The organism is Sphingobium sp. 15-1 (genome assembly GCF_013375535.1).
GTDB classification, from domain to species: Bacteria; Pseudomonadota; Alphaproteobacteria; order Sphingomonadales; family Sphingomonadaceae; genus Sphingobium; species Sphingobium aromaticivastans.
The window spans coordinates 573,826-589,595 of the sequence record NZ_JABXJG010000001.1 but is presented as its reverse complement, the minus strand read 5'-3'; the positions used below and the strand labels follow the sequence as shown (position 1 = coordinate 589,595).

Below are 15,770 nucleotides of genomic sequence, written 5' to 3'. Positions count from 1 at the left end.
TTCCCCGCGAGAAAATTTCCAGATCGGCCCCAAAATCAGCCATGGGCGACCGCCATCGCTTCATGCGCGACCATCGCCGCTTCGAAGATGGCGGTGGCCGCCGCCAGATGCCCGCTGTCCACCGCCTCGCCCGCGATCGGGCTCAGCAAAATGGGCGTTGCGGGATGCTCGCCACCCGGCAGGGCGGCCAACAGCGCGTCGATGTTCGGCGCGTCATGGGCGCCCAGCGCTTCCTTCACGACTTCGGCCGCATTCGCTGCCGGAGCTGCCTGTTGGGCCGCCAGGACCGCCGCCGCATTGCCATCAAAGGCAGGCGGCAGGTCGATCGACTGCGCCAGCAGCCCCTGGTGGCTGCCCAGATCGGGCTGCGGCGCCTCGGCAGTTTCGGTCGTCGCGCCATGCGCGTCGCCGCCACCGGACAGGGTGGCATGCTCGGGCGCAGCCTCCTCACCGCCATGGCTGGCCGGCGCGGCGGGCTCCTCATGGGTCGCCTTGTCTTCGGTCGCCGCGATCTTCGACGAGTCTTCCTGCGTGGTCGCCGGCTCGGCCGTGACCGTCGCGGCGGGCGCGGTTTCCGTGACCGGCGCAGCGCTTTCGCCCGTGGTGGGCGCGGGCTGTTCCTCGGTCGTGGGGACGGTTGCGCCCGCCACCGCGACCAGGCTGGCCGCTACCAGCGCCTGGTTGAAACCGCTGGCCGTGCTCTCCGTCTTGCTGGCATCGCTTTCCTTGGCGCCGGTCGCAAACAGCACGTCGCCAATCGTGCCCTTGGTGCCGTCGGTGCGGACGAAGCTCGCTTCGCCCAGCACGGTGACGTCGCCATTGGCGGCGGTGTAGCTCTTGCCGTCGGCGTTCAGTTCGATCGCGGCAATGCCGGCATCGGTGAGCGACTTGAATTCGCCCGCGTCGACCACACCATTGCCGTTTGCGTCCTGCCACACGCCGAATTCAGCGAATGCGGCATCCTTGGCATCGAACACGCCGTCGCCATTGCCGTCATAGGCAAGGCGCAGGCCGTCCAGGTCGCTCGCCGCGCCGGGCGCGTCGTCGGCAAAGACGATGTCATAGCCACCGCCCGTCGCATGGGCGAGCAGGCCATCGTCGGAAGACACCCAGGCCGTCGCGACCGCACCATGACCATAGTCGTGGGTCACGCCACCCGACAGGCCGACGAACTCCAGCCCGTCGCCGTCCAGGTCGATGGCGACCGGCGGCACGGCGACCGGGGTCAGCGTGACGCTGACCGAGCTGTTGACGCTGTCGCCGTCGGCATCCGAAGCGACGATGGCGTGGTTGATGTTGATCGGGGCGCCGCTGTTCAGCGTCTCGACCGAGAAGACGCCAAGGTCGAACGGATTGTTGACGTGCGGCGATTCCACCAGCACCGCATCGAAGCCCTTGGTGCCGACAATCTCATATTTGTCGTTCACCTGCAGGCCGGTGATGGTGACGCTGCCCGAAGCGAAGGTCACGCCGATGCTGCCCTGCGTCCCCGATCCGGTGAAGCTGTAGACATTGCCGGTGCTGACGTCCGTCACGATCACCTTGGCGATCGGGACGAAGCTTTCGCCCGCTTCCGGCGTCACGGAAGAGAAGCCCAGATCCTGGTCATTGTCGGCATCGATGGCCGTGACCTTGATCGACACGGTGTTGCTGGGATTGCCGCCGACCTGAGCGATATTCTGCTCGAAGCTGATCACGCTCTGGTGATCGGCATAGGCAAAGCCGGTGGTGGTGGCGGGATTGCCTACCAGCGTCTTGATGAGGTCGATGCGCACCGCCTCGTCGGGATTGACCGACTGGTTGTCGACGCCGATCGAGTCGCTGTCGGTGTTGACCGATCCCCGGGCGCCCGAAGCGCTGCGGCCGGAGAACAGCACGTCAATGGCATCGGTGGTATCGACGCCCAGGCCGCGATAGTCGGTGTTGCCCGCCTTCGCCGCGCTGAAGCTGCTGATCGAAATCTCGCTGCCGTTGGTGATCGTGCCGTAAAGGTCGAACACATATTTGTCCGTCCCCGGCTGAAGCGTGATGGTGTAGCCGATGTCGCCGTCCGCCGTCTTCGCCGTCAGCACATTCGTGCCGTTGCCGAAGATGAACAGGTCTTCGCCGGCCAGGCGCAGCGTCGCGCCGCTGGTATCCTTGGCGGGCGCGCCGTCTGTGATAGTGAACAGCGCATTGCCGACGCCATCGGCGCCCGCCACGCTGGCGAAGTTGAGGTTGAAGGCCGTCGCCGGACTGTCATTGTTCGCCACCGATCCCGCCGCCGGCGTGAAGGCGCTGGGCATGTCGTCGTTGAACGAGATGTTGAGCTGCCCGATGGCCGAGGATGTGGGGTTGGTCGTGGCGTTATAGTCGCCGTCAGTGACGAGGAAATTGAGGCTGACCGAGGCGTCATTCTCATTCCCGCCCGCCGCGTGCAGCACATTGTCGAGCAATGTCACCGTATAGGCGCCGGTCGTCGGATTGACGACGACCTGGAACAGCGGCGTGCCCCGGCCACCGACCGTCGTAATGGTAGCGGTCAGCGTGTTGGTCGTGCCGTTCCAGCTATAGGATACGGTGTCCGTACCAACCGTGCCGGTCGTGCCGTTCAGATTGGCGAAGCTCACGCTGCCGCCGCCGTCGGCGCCGAAGGTGAAGGGCAAGGTGCCGCTGTAGCTCGCCTCGCTGGGGCCGGCCAAGCCGTTGTCGCCCACATTGGCGTCGACGTCGCCGGTCGTGCTGGCCGCGTTGCCGCCGGTCAGGCCGTCATCATCCAGCTTGGCGGCGGTGTTGTCCGCCGTCGGCTTGTTCGCGTCGCCCTGGAAGGTGAACTTCAGCGTTGCGCTGGCCGTATCATTGTCGGCATCGCGCATGACATAGGTGAAGCTGTCGAACGATCCCGAAGGCACCGAAGCCTTGGGCGTGTAGATGTAGCTGCCGTCGGAGAATAGCTGCAACGTGCCATAGGCGCCGACGACCGTCTGGCTGCCGCCCAGGGCGATGGCGTTGCCGCCGACCGATACGACGGCGCCGGGCGTGTCCGCGCCGACATGGTCGTTGGTGAGGACATTGCCAGTGGAGGCGGCCGCCTTTTCGATGGTCGTCACATTGTCGTCGACGGCGATCGGGCTGTCATCCTCGATCGTGACGGCGATGCTGGTGGCGACCGTGGCGGTGCCGTCGCTGACGTTCACGGGGACCAGGAAGTTCTTCACATCCTCGGCATTGATGCCGCTGTGATCGACCGACTGCAGCAGCGTCACCGTATAGGCGCCGCCATTGGTGATGGTGATCGTGATCACCGGCACCGCGCCGACCGAGCCGGTCAGCGTCTGCGTGCCGACGCCGCTCCAGGTGACGGGCAGGCCGTCGGCGGTCAGCACCGCGCCCGGATTGCCCAGCGTCATGCTGATGCCGTCGCCGTCCACGTCGCTCGCGGTGATCGTGCCGGTCGCCACCGTCGCATTGGTGGTGTCGTTCGGCAGGCCGGGTGCGGTGTCGGCATTGGCGCCGGTCAGCCCCTCTTCCGAGACGACCGCGATGCCGCTGCCGACCTGCGGCGCGTCATTGGTGCCCTGGATGGTGATGCGTAGCACGGCAGTCGTGCTGTCGCCGTCGCCGTCCGTGATCGTATAGGTGAAGCTGTCCGTCAGCGTCTGGCCGTCGTCCAGATGCTGGACCGCCGCCAAGCCATTGGTCAGCGTATAGGTATAGCCGCCCGAAGCATTGAGGACGAGCGTGCCATAGCTGCCGACCGCATTGCCGCCGACCGTGCCGCCAGTGACCGCCGTCACCGCGCCGCCCGCCGCCGGACCGTCGGCCCCCAGAGAGTCCGCGCCCGCCGGATTGCCGTCGCTGCCCGCGCCGGTCAGCACATTGCCGCTGGCGGTCAGTGTGACGTCTTCCTTGACGACGTCGGTATCGTCGGCCGCGACCGGCGTGTCGTCGTCGACATTGATGGTCAGCGTGCCGGTCGCCGTGTCATTGTCGGCGTCGGTGACGCGATAGGCGATGTCGAAGCTGACATTGTTCTCGTCACTGCCAAGCGGGTGGACGATCGCGGCATTCTGCGCCACCGAATAGGTGCCGGCGACCGGATCGGTCAGCGTCACGGTCAACACGGTCGTGCTGCCCTGCTTCACCAGCAGCACGCTGCCGGTGCTTTCATAGGTGAAGCCGGCGGGCGCGCCGGTGGCGAGCAGAGTGATGCCGCCCGCGCCGTCCGCGCGATAATCATGCCCCAGCGTGCCGGTGGCGTTAAGGCTGTTGGCATCGTCGCCCGTGCCGTTCGGATTGCCGCCCAGCGCGTCGTCATCCAGTTGCACGACCGGATTGGCGCTGACTACCGGCAGGTCGTCGGACACGGTGACCGAGACGGTGCCGGTGGCGGTGTCGCCATCGGTATCCTGCGCGATCACCTGCACGGAGCCGAGCGCGACCAGATCGTCCACATTGACGCCCGGATGCGTGTCATAATTGTCGTTGAGCGTGGCGGTCACGGTCGCGACATTGCCGGTGACCGACAGGTCCAGCGTCACGACGACGCCGCGCTCGTCCGAACCGGTGATCTTGGTGTCGGACACCCGCAGCCAGGTCAGGTCGCCGGTCAGGCCGCCAATGCCACCGAACACGATCGAGGTGATCGCGTCCGAACCGGGCGTGAAGGTGATGGTGCCGCTGGTCGAGTCCGGATTGCCGGAGCTGGTGCCGCCCGCCAGATTCTGGTCGTCCAGCGCCAGGGTGATCGGGCCGCTCGCGCCGGGTTCCGCGCCGTCCGTGACGGTGATCGGCTGCACGGCGGTCGACTGGTCCCCGTCGCCATCGGTGATGACGTAGGAGAAGCCCGCGCTGACCCCGTTCGCATTGTTGAGGTTGGTCGACGGGTTGAAGGTCCACGCCCCCGCCGCCGTGAAGGTATAGGCGCCGAAGCTGGTGCTGACATTGGTCGTGCCCACGGCGTTGATCGCCGTCGTGACGCCGCCGATCGTGACCGAGGTCAGGGTGGCGCCATCCGCCCCCTGCGTGTCGTTGGTCAGGACATTGCCGCTGATGTCGGCGCCATCCTCCGCCACGGTGCGGGCAGTGTCGTCCGCCGCCGTCGGGACATCGTCCACCACGTCGATGGTGATGGTGCCGTTGGCGATATTGCCCGCGCCGTCGACCGCCTGATAGGTGAAGACCTCGACCCCCGCCAGCGGCAGGGCGCCGTCATTGGCGGTCGGGCCGTCGACCGGCGAGGTCAGCGTGTAGGTGTAGCTGCCGTCGCTGTTGAGCAGGATCTGGCCATGGCTGCCGGTCGCGGAGCTGGTCAGCGTGTAGCCGATCGCGCCCGTGACATTGAGCTGGCCGGTCGCGGTTTCGGTGGGCTCGCCCGGCGTGCTGCCCGTGACGCTGCCCGCCGCGATGTCGTCGCCGGTGATGCTGGTGTCCAGCGCCGCCTCGAAGACCGTCTTCGTCTGATTGTCCGCCGCCAACGCGACATTGGCGACGTTGATGGTCAGCGTCGTCGTCGCGAGGTCGCCGTCCCCGTCGCGGATGGTGTAGACGAACACATCCTGCTTGTCGGCGGAGATGACGTTGGGCGTCGCATCATAGCGATAGCTGCCGTCGGCAAAGAGCGTCAGCGTGCCGTAATCGCCCGCGACCGCCGTGCCGACCTGGCCGCTGACGGGGCTGGATGCATCGCCGCCCTTCGCCACGCCGACCACGCCCGGCGCATAGCCGTCCGCCCCCGGCTGGTCATTGTGGAGCACACCGTCGGCCGTTGCGACGATCAGCGAGTCGCCCTCGCTCACCGAACCGCTGTCGGCCGTGGCGATCGGAGCGTCGTCCAGCACGGTGACATTGATCGTATCGGCCGGCGAGAGATCGCCGTCGCTGTCGGTCACGCGCACTGCGAAGGCATCGCCCGCCTTGGGGTCGGCCGCGCCGCTGATGCCGTCACCATCCAGCGGGTTATTGTCGGGATGGGTTGGATCATTGACCGCCAGCGTATAGCTGTAGCTGTAATGCCCCGCCCCGTCGGAGGTCACGGTCAGCGCACCCGCCGCGCCCGCGACCACCACCGGCGTTCCCGCCGTCGCCGCGGTCACATCGACCCAGGCGCCGTTCTTGTCCTGCACCTCGACCTTGGTCAGCGTGTCGCCGCCGGTCGCGATGGTCATGGCGCCGGTCGCCGTCTCGCTGTTCCCCTCCGCCTGCGTGCCGCCGGGCAGGCCGGCTTCGGACACGGTCATGTCGGTTACGCTGACGGTCGGCGTCGAATCCTGGAGCAGATTGATCGTCACCGTGGCGGTCGACTTGTCACCGTCGCCGTCGGTGATCGTGTAGGTGAAGCTGTCGCTGCCCTCCGCGCCCGCATTGGGGGTGTAGAGGAAGACGCCATTGCCCTGATAGACGACGGTGCCCTTGGCCGCGCCGGTCTCCAGCGCCACGCCGCTGGCGAGGTTGACGCCGTCGGCCCCGGCCACGTCATTGGCGAAGACGTCGATCGTGACCGCCGCATTTTCGGTGAGCTGGCCCGCGACGTCGTCCACCGCCGTCGGCACGTCGTCGACCACGCGGATGTCCAGGCTGGCGCTGTCGGTCGACCCATCAGTGTCGGTGACGACGACCGAGAAGCTGTCCGTCAGGCTGCCGTCATTGGCGCCCGTGTGCAGCAACGTATTGTCGCCCAGCACATAACTGTAGCTGACCGTCCCGCCGATCACGTCGCCGTCCGCGCCCACGGTCGGCGTGAAGCCGGTGATGCTGAGCGTGCCATAGGCGTTGGACAGGGTGACGCCGCTGATGAAGCCGTTCGCGCCGAAGATCGCCTGGCCGCCAACGGTGATGGTCGCCACGCCGTCCAGCGCGGACAGGGTGAAGCTGCCCGTCTGGGTCAACGCCGCCGCATCTTCCGAGCTGCCGCCCGGCAGGTCGTTTTCGAAGACGGTTTCCTCCGCGCCCTCGCCGTCCAGGCCGCTGATGGTCACGCCATCGTCGTTGCCCTGGATGGTGATGGTGATGGTCGCGCTGCTGTGATCGCCGTCGCCGTCGGTCAGCGTGTAGGTGAAGGTCTCCGTCAGGGTCTGGTTCTTGTCCAGGCCCTGGACCACGCCATTTTCATTGTTCAGCGTATAGGCATAGCTGCCGTCCGCCTGGATCACGAGCGATCCGTACAGCCCGGCCAGCGGCGCGCCGACGGTTCCGGCGGTCTCGCCAAAGACGATGGCGCTGACATGCGCGCCGTCGGCGCCCTGCACGTCGGCATTGCCGTCGGTCGCGTTGGCGTCCGTGCCGCCCGAACCGGCTATGACGTTGCCGTCGGCCACCAGCGGGCCATCCTCGCGCACCGAGTCCGCATCGTTTACGGCGGTCGGCACATCATCGATGATGGTGATGGTCAGCGTGTCGGTCGCCTGGTCGCCGTCCACATCGGTGACGGTAACGACGAAGCTGTCGGTCACATTGTCGCCAGCCGTGTTGGTGGTCAGCGTATAACTATAGTCGATGCTACCTTCGTTTAGGCCGGTGATCGTCAAAATGCCCTTGTCGGTGACGATTTCCTGGCCGACGCCGGTGATCGGGATATTGTTGATGGTGACGCTCGCCGGACCATCAGGTGCGGTGTAGGTGATCGTGCCGTCCGTCGTGTCGACGCCGCTGCCCGCATTGGAGCCCATCGGATCGGTCAGGCCGGATTCGTCGACGATCGTGCCCTCGCCCACCTTCGGGATGGAGATGATCATGACGTCGCTGTTGGCGATGTCGATCCGCAGCGTCGCGGTGGAGGTGTCGCCATCGCCGTCGCGCAGCGTGTAGCTGAAGCTATCGCTCACCCCGCCCGGCGTTCCGGCGGCGCGGACATAGCTGTAGCTGCCGTCGGCGTTCAGCGTCAGCGTGCCATAAGCGCCCTCGAACGTGCCGGTGGTCGCCACCACGGCGCCGTCCGCGCCCTTGACGTCCGCGCCCGCCGCGCCGGAGACGGTGCCCGCCCCGGTGATGACATTGCCGGTTTCCGGGCCATAGGTGCCGGCGGCGACGCCATCGACATCATTGTTGGCGGTCGGCACGTCGTCAACGATCTGCACGTCGACCGTCGCATTGGCGGTCGACCCGTTGCGGTCGGTCGCGACGACGGCGAAGCTCTGCAGGATGCTGTCCGCGCCCGCCGCGCCATGGCCCAGGCTGTTGTCGGTCAATACGAAGCTGTAGGTGAAGGTTCCGGCCGTCGGCACGCCGCCCTGCGTGGCGGTCGCGGTGAAGCCTGTGATGGTCAGCGTGCCGACCGGCGTCGTCACCACCTGCCCGGCGACGAAGGCGCCATTGGCCAGCACCGACACGCCGCCGACCGTGACGCCCGACAGGCCGTCAGCGCCGCTGACGCCGAAGGAGCCGGTCTTGGTGAGGCCCGCCGCGTCGGGCGAGCTGCCGTCCGCCAGGTCGTTTTCCAGCAGGACGACTTCCGCGCCCTCAATCCCCGGCGCGCCATTGAGGCCGGTGATGGTGATGCCGTCATCCGCGCCGTTGATGGTGATGGTCAGCGTCGCCGTGGAGGTGTCGCCATCGGCATCGGTGATCGTGTAGCTGAAGCTGTCGGTCAGCGTCTGGCCGGGAACCAGGAACTGCACCGCCGCATTGCCGTTGGCCAGCGTATAGCTGTAAGCGCCGGACGCGCTCAGCGTCAGCGTGCCGTATGTGCCCTGGAATGTGCCGGCGGTCGAGACCACCGCGCCGTCAGCGCCCTGGATGTCGGCAACGCCGTCCGTCGTGTTCGCATCGCTGCCGCCGCTGCCGGTCAGGACATTGCCGTCCGCGACCAGCGGGCCGTCTTCGGTCACGCTGTCGACATCGTTGACGGCGGTCGGCGCATCGTCCGCGATGGAAATGGTCAGCGTCGCGCTCGCCTGGTCGCCGTCATTGTCGGTTACAATCACGGTGAAGACTTCGGCGGGCGGCGCGCCGACCACATTGTCGCTCAGCACATAGCTGTAGCCGATGGCGCCCGGCGCGATCGAGGTGATGGTGAGGACGCCGAGCGGCGTCGTCACGGTCTGACCGACCGTGGCGATCGCGACGCCATTGATGGTCACGCCCGCCAGGCCGTCATTGGCGGTAATGGCGATCGTGCCCGTGGTGCGCTCGCTGTCGCTGGCAGCCGCCGAACCGGCAGGCTCGCCGCCGCGCGCGGGAAGGCCCGCCTCGCTCACCCCAGCGGTCGCGGCGGTGGCGCCGGTGGGCTGATCGGGCGTGATGATGGTGACTTCCGGCTCTTCATCGGGCGCGATCGGCAGGATTTCCCGCGTTTCGGGCTGAGGGAACAGCAATTCGGTAGGCGGCAGCAGATCGCCCAGACCATGAGGATCGCCCACATCGCCGTCCGGACCGAGGAAATTGCCACCGGAGCTGCGCGGCGGACCCGCGGCAGGCTGGGGCTCTTCCCCGATCAGCAGGGCGGCCAGGTTGACCGAAGGAATTTCGACATCGCCCACGACCAGGCGGGGCATGACCACCGCGCCGTCCAGGATCACCATGTCGGTGCCGTCGGGCAGGTGGACGATCAGATTGCGTCCGGAAACCTCGATCTGGTTGATGTCGGTTCCGGCGGGCAGCACGACGGTGCCGTCGGGATTGGGAGCGACCGTCCGAACGACGTCCGCATGATGCATCTTGCCGGGATGGACCGCCTTGCCCTTTGCGGCCAGAGCAGCCGCTTCAGGATGAAGGGCCTGCTGATGGTCGGCGGTGTCTTTGCTGTTCCAGTCGCGCTCGAAATCCATTGTCCATCCCACCTGTCGCCATGGGGGCATGGAAGGAGCGCGCAGAAGGCCTCGCTCCGAATGCACGATGCATGCGGACTCGATACCTTCACCGACATTCGGCAATCAGCGGATCAGCTATTGCCCCTAGTCAACGTTCTCCCGCCGGCAGGACCTTTTGCCAAAGTCGACTGCCGCCCCGGATTAACCATCTGCTTTTGTGTTTTTACTGACCCGATGGCTGATCTTATTCGCTGCCCTGCGAAACGAGTCACGAAGATTCAAGTTTTGTTAACCATTTTAATGCGATAGGGTCGAAAAAATAACTTAAGAGCTATTACTAAAGATATAGTTTTGGAAATAAAAATATATCCTTTAGCCTATTCTGAACTCGGATTTGGTTAATAAACAAGGCTTACGACATATGCGACTCGGACGAGTCGATGGCTCCCCCGGCGTATTCGGAAATCCCCTGAAACGGCGTTCCTGTCATTGGGAAGAGGCGGCGGGGCCGCACCGGCAGGATTGGCGCGCAATGGCGTGAATGGAAACGGGCGACTGGCTTGTGCAGCCAGCCGCCCGCCCGAATTGCGACCCATAGACTTATCTTGCGGAGCCGTGCTTTCCTTTCCCCGGCTTCGTCCAGTCGGCCTGTGACTGGCGATAAGCTATGGAAAATCAACCCCCCTCCGACGAGAATCAGGAATAGCGGCTGCGTTATTTTTAACAATTACCCCGATGACTTATATCCAAGGTTAATTCATCAAGACCAGGGGCCGAAAGACAAGGATATGCGTGCTCAAGGACGCTGTTCGTCTATCGCTTCCACTGTCGGGGACGGCGCTTTTTCCACATTATTCACTTGCTGCGCTGGTTCAGCCGGGGGCGTTGCTGTCTGATCCGGGTTATTCACTACCGTCCCCTCCGCTGTTTCGGATGGGGCCGGCGTGGATGTTGCCGGGGCCGGTTTCGGCATGGCGGCGATGATCTGTTCCATCCGCTGGCTGCGCAAGCTGGCCGATCCCGTGGTCCGCCGAAAACTGCGCAGCGCATAATCGGCCAGCGGCCCCGCCGCGTCATAGCGTTTGCGCGCCATGTAGAAATCGACCAGATTTTCAACGGCGAGCTGGGTGTTGGGATCATCCTCCCCCCGTGTCCGCAAATAGCTGTCGAACGCACGGCGGTACAGGCTTTCCGCCTCCCGGTAACGGCCGGTCGAATCCAGTTGCAGCGCCAGATCATTGGCGGAAATCAGCGTACGCGGATCGTCCGCCCCGAACAGCTCGTCGGCCAGCGCCAGCCCCTTGCGCGCCGGATCGACGCCCTCCGCTGGCTTGCCGGATGCATAGGCCGCCTGGGACGTCGCCACCAGCTTGCGCCACTCCTTTTCCCGCGCTTCGGTGAGGTCGGGCACATAGGGGGCCTGCGCATATGAGGGCGTCGCAAGGCTGAGCAGCAAGGCACCGCCAACTGTCCAGACTCTCTTGCCGCTGCCCAAGGCTACTCTCCCAATCCCTTTCCGGCGGATGCTATGCGCAACAGGCTTAAGAAAGTGCAAGCATGACCGGATGGACATCCATCAGCTTGAGCGCAACGTGCTCCTGCAAAGGCAGGAGTATGTTTCCATTCTCTATATTACCCCGTCAGCGCCTCGACCAGCGCCTTGACCTTTTTCTGCCGCCATTGCGGCAAGGGCGCGATCAGCCAATAGGCGAGCGGCGAAGGTGTCGCATCGCCAACCTGCCTAACCCGCCCCGCAGCAATGTCCGCCTGCGCCAGCAGAATCGGCACGCAGGCATGGCCGAAACCGTTGGCCGCTGCCTCGATCGCCAATCCCGCATCGGCCACGCGGATCATCGCGGGCGCGTCTCCCTTGGGGCAGCCGGGCCATTCGATGCGATGGTCGGGACCGCCTTCGGCCGCTTCGATGGTGACGAACGACGCTTCGCCCAGCTTGATCCCTTCATTGTCGCCAGGGCCCTCGCCCAGACGCAGGGCGAGGTCGAGATTGGCTTCGGTGAAGTCCAGCGTCTCGTCCGCCGCGACCAGCGCGAACTTCAGGTCCGGCTGGCTGGCGGCATAGCCAGCGAGGCGCGGCTGGAGCCATTTGGCGGTGATGTCGCGCGGCGCGGCGATGGTGAGCGAACTGCTGGACTGGCCCGCCTGCATGGCGCGCACCGCTTCCTCGAACTCCAGGAAACCGGCGCGCAGGGCGGCAAGGCCCGCTTCGGTTTCCGGGGTCAGTTCCAACCCCTTGGGCGTGCGGCGGAACAGCACGACGCCGAGCAGGTCTTCCAAGGCGCGAATCTGCTGGCCCACGGCGGCAGGCGTCACCGCCAGCTCATCAGCGGCGCGGGTGAAGGACAGGTGCCGCGCCGCCGCATCCAGCACGCGCAGGCCGTTCAGCGGCAAATGGGTACGCTTCATTCAGCCACCGCCGGCGCGATCAGCGCGAAATGGGGGATGGCAATGTCGAACGTCTCGCCGCTCGCGCCGATCATGTGATAATGGCCCTTCATCGAACCGGTCGGGGTGTTGAGCGGGCAGCCCGACACATAATCATAGCTTTTGCCCGGCTGCACCACGGGTTGTTCTCCGACCACGCCGTCTCCGTCGACCCGATGCTGCGTGCCCCGCCCATCGGTGATGATCCAGTGACGGGTCAGCAGTTGGATCGGCTGATCCCCGTCATTCTCTATGCGGATATGATAGGCCCAGAACCATCGGCCCCGGTCCGGCTCCGACTGTTCGGGCAGGAAGGTGACGGCCACATGGACGTTGACGTCACGCGTGGTCGCGTGGAAGGGGAAAAGTGCGTTCACAGGGTAAGAAATGCGCCTTTCCCCCCTGTTCCGTCAACGGCCTATCGACTTCAGGGCGCGATCCAGATCCTCGATCACATCCTCCGGGTCTTCCAGCCCGACATTCAAGCGCAGCATATCCTCGGTGATGCCGACCTCCAGCCGCGCCGCTTCCGCCATGCCATAATGGGTGGTGGAGGCCGGGTGCGTCATCAACGAGCGCGAGTCACCGATATTGTTGCTGATGTCGACCAGTTCCAGGCCATTGAGCAGACCGTGCGCCTCCGCCCGGCCGCCGCCGACATAGAGCGAGAAGATGGGACCAGCCATGTCCATCTGCTTGCACGCAAGGGCATGTTGCGGATGGCTTTCGAGGCCCGGATAGAGAACCTTCGCCACCCGGCCTTCAAGGAATTTCGCGACCTTGAGCGCATTCTCGCTCTGGCGGCGGATGCGCAGGTCCAGCGTCTCCAGCCCCTTCAGCACGACCCAGGCGTTGAACGCGCTGAGCGTCGGCCCGGTGTTGCGGTGGAAGGGCAGCAGCGTGTTGATGATGAACTCTTCCGTGCCGCAAATCGCGCCAGCCAGCACGCGGCCCTGCCCGTCCATCATCTTGGTCGCGCTATAGGCCACCACGTCGGCGCCGAACTCCATCGGCCGCTGGAGCGCGGGCGTCGCGAAGGCGTTGTCGACCACGCTGGTGATGCCGTGCGCCTTGGCGATGCCGCAGATCGCGGCAAGATCCGCCACGTCCATGGTCGGATTGGCCGGCGTCTCGAAGAAGAAGACCTTGGTGTTGGGCCGCACCGCCGCTTCCCAGGCCGCATTGTCGGTCGCGTCGACGGTGGTCGTCTCGATCCCGAATTTGGGCAGCAACGTGTCGGTCAGCCAGCGGCAGGAACCGAACAGCGCCTTGCCCGCGACCACATGGTCGCCCGCCGACAACTGGCACAGCAGCGCCGCCGTCATCGCCGCCATGCCGGTCGCGGTGGCGCGACAGGCTTCGGCGCCTTCCAGCAGGGCGATGCGCTTTTCCAGCATCTCCACCGTCGGGTTCTGGAGGCGCGAATAGGTCATGCCCTGCTGCTCGCCCGCGAAGCGCGCCGCGGCGTCCTCCGCCCGGTCGTAGCTGTAGCCGCTGGTCAGGAACAGCGCCTCGGACGTCTCGCCATATTCGGTACGGGCGCTGCCGCCGCGCACCGCCAGAGTGGCCGGACGCCAGTTCCGGGTGATTTCGGGGTTCTGCCCGCTCTTGCGCTTCATCTTGCCACCCTTGTATTTCTGGCCTCAGTTGAGCGCCGCGAGAACCGCGTCGCCCATTTCGACCGTGCTCATCGTGCCGCCCAGATCGAAGCTGCGGGCTCCGTTCGCCAGAGCCTTGGCGACGGCGGCCTCGATGCGGTCGGCCTGTTCCGGCAGGTTCAGCGAGTAGCGCAGCATCATGCCCGCCGACAGGACCGTTGCCAGCGGATTGGCCTTGCCCTGCCCGGCAATGTCGGGCGCGGAACCGTGGATCGGCTCATAGAGGCCCTGGTTGCTGTCGTTGAGCGTGGCCGAAGCCAGCATACCGATGGAACCCACGCACATGCTCGCCTGATCCGAGAGGATGTCCCCGAACATGTTGCCGGTGACGATGACGTCGAACTGGCCCGGATTGCGCACGAGCTGCATCGCGGCATTGTCCACATACATGTGGCTGAGCGCGACATCGGGATAGTCCGCCGACACCTCTATCACCACGTCGCGCCAAAGCTGGCTGGTTTCCAGCACATTGGCCTTGTCCACCGAGCAGAGCTTGCCCCGGCGCGCCCGCGCCGCCTGGAAGCCCTGATGCGCGATCTTGCGCACCTGCTCCTCATTATAGGACATGATGTCATAGCCTTCGCGCAGGCCCTCGGGCGTCTTGCGCATGCCCTTTTCACCGAAATAGACGTCGCCATTGGTTTCGCGCACGATCAGCAGGTCGATGGCGCTCGCCACCTCCTGCTTGAGCGCGGAGGCGTCGGCCAGTTCGGGGAAGACCTTCGCCGGGCGTAGGTTGGAGAAGAGGCCCAGTTCCTTGCGCAGACCAAGGATCGCTTGTTCCGGGCGCAGATGCCGCTCCAGCGAGTCGCAATCGGGATCGCCCACCGCGCCGAACAGGATCGCGTCGGCGCGCTTCGCCAGCTCCAGCGTCTCGGGCGGCAGCGGATGGCCGACCGCCTTGTAGGCCGCGCCGCCAACCAAGCCTTCCTCATAGGTGATGCCGGGGATCGCCAGCGCGTCCAGCACGCGCTTCGCCTGCGCGACGATCTCGGGACCGATACCGTCTCCGGGGAACAGGGCGATCAACATGGGGCACCTCCTAAAAACGCGTCGCCGCCCCTTATGAAGCCGCCGCCGCCAGCGCAAGCGTTTAGGCGAGGAGGAGAAGGAGGCGCGGCGTGTTCCTGCGAAGGCAGGAACACGGCTCGGGCGTTGGAACTGGGTTCCTGCCTTCGCAGGAACACCAACCGCTAAAATTCAGGCAACCGCTCTTTTCAGCCTGTCCACCAAGCGCTCCCGCGCCGCAAGCACATCGACGCGCCAATCGGTGAGGACGGACCGTTCGAGAAAGAAGCCGGTCAGCCGCAGCCCGTCCAATATGGCAGGCCAATCCCCTGCCCCGCCCTCCAGCAAAAAGGCGGGCAAAGGCAGCAGCCGGTCCTCATAACCGGCGGCGCCTGCGCGGCTGACCCCCGCCGCGCTGCGGGGACTGACATAGGCGAGGTCGTCATTCCCGCCGGTCGCCGCGCAACGGGTCAGGTCCAGCCCGAAGCCCAGCTCGGCCAACAGCAGCAGTTCATAACGGACCAGCGCCGCCGCCCAGCCCCTTGCCGCCGGCGCCGCCTCCACTGCACCCAGCACCCCGTCCAGCGCCTGATAAAGCGCAGGATAGGGCGTCCCTTCCGGCAGGGCGACCGCCGTCAATGCGCAGGCCCAGTCGATCGCCGCCGCGGGGAGCGGCTCGGCCAGCAGGGGGGCGCGGCTATGCTCCAGCTCCACGGTCAGCCCGGCCAGTTGCTCCTCCGTCCGGGCGCGGAACTCGGCCTTGACGGCGTTGCCCGGCAGCAGCACCGGCCGCAACTGGCGCGAGCGTCCGCCCCGCACATAGCCGGGAAGCAGGCCATGATCGGGCGTCAGCAACCGCGCGATCGCACCATGTTCGCCATGGGCCCGCAAGGCACAGACAAGGGCCGGGGTGATCAGCGTCGCCATGCCGCCCTCT

7 protein-coding genes are annotated in these 15,770 nt (G+C 65.9%); all 7 read right to left on the bottom strand.

All coding sequences use genetic code 11. From position 1 onward, the window contains the following. Positions 1-35: 35 nt before the first annotated feature. On the bottom strand, positions 36-9,743 hold the full coding sequence (locus tag HUK72_RS02725; protein WP_176595416.1) for a VCBS domain-containing protein: 9,708 nt from the start codon (positions 9,741-9,743) through the stop codon (positions 36-38). A gap of 778 nt (positions 9,744-10,521) precedes the next feature. Then, entirely contained in the window at positions 10,522-11,181 is a 660-nt protein-coding gene (locus tag HUK72_RS02720) for a tetratricopeptide repeat protein (protein ID WP_255325596.1), read from the bottom strand. A gap of 176 nt (positions 11,182-11,357) precedes the next feature. Further along, positions 11,358-12,149 carry a LysR family transcriptional regulator gene (locus HUK72_RS02715; protein ID WP_176595414.1) on the bottom strand — a complete coding sequence of 264 codons (792 nt, stop codon included), beginning with the start codon at positions 12,147-12,149 and terminating at the stop codon, positions 11,358-11,360. Then, positions 12,146-12,544: a Co2+/Mg2+ efflux protein ApaG gene (apaG, locus tag HUK72_RS02710; RefSeq protein WP_176595413.1), complete on the bottom strand. Its 399-nt coding sequence runs from the start codon at positions 12,542-12,544 to the stop codon at positions 12,146-12,148. Before apaG ends, HUK72_RS02715 begins: the two co-directional genes overlap by 4 nt. A 33-nt stretch (positions 12,545-12,577) precedes the next feature. Further along, the gene (gene metZ / locus HUK72_RS02705; protein ID WP_176595412.1) at positions 12,578-13,786 is read right to left on the bottom strand and encodes an O-succinylhomoserine sulfhydrylase; all 1,209 of its coding nucleotides are present in this window, start codon (positions 13,784-13,786) and stop codon (positions 12,578-12,580) included. Between the two features lie 24 nt (positions 13,787-13,810). Continuing rightward, positions 13,811-14,857 carry a 3-isopropylmalate dehydrogenase gene (leuB, locus tag HUK72_RS02700; RefSeq protein WP_176595411.1) on the bottom strand — a complete coding sequence of 349 codons (1,047 nt, stop codon included), beginning with the start codon at positions 14,855-14,857 and terminating at the stop codon, positions 13,811-13,813. A gap of 168 nt (positions 14,858-15,025) precedes the next feature. Continuing rightward, positions 15,026-15,760 carry a DNA repair protein RecO gene (gene recO, locus HUK72_RS02695; RefSeq protein WP_176595410.1) on the bottom strand — a complete coding sequence of 245 codons (735 nt, stop codon included), beginning with the start codon at positions 15,758-15,760 and terminating at the stop codon, positions 15,026-15,028. Positions 15,761-15,770 lie beyond the last annotated feature (10 nt).

What these genes read in the sequence shown, in the direction of transcription:
- HUK72_RS02725 (WP_176595416.1), bottom strand. Translation starts at nt 9,743, where the DNA reads ATGGATTTCGAGCGCGACTGGAACAGCAAAGACACCGCCGACCATCAG.
- HUK72_RS02715 (WP_176595414.1), bottom strand. Translation starts at nt 12,149, where the DNA reads ATGAAGCGTACCCATTTGCCGCTGAACGGCCTGCGCGTGCTGGATGCG.
- metZ (WP_176595412.1), bottom strand. Translation starts at nt 13,786, where the DNA reads ATGAAGCGCAAGAGCGGGCAGAACCCCGAAATCACCCGGAACTGGCGT.
- leuB (WP_176595411.1), bottom strand. Translation starts at nt 14,857, where the DNA reads ATGTTGATCGCCCTGTTCCCCGGAGACGGTATCGGTCCCGAGATCGTC.
- recO (WP_176595410.1), bottom strand. Translation starts at nt 15,760, where the DNA reads ATGGCGACGCTGATCACCCCGGCCCTTGTCTGTGCCTTGCGGGCCCAT.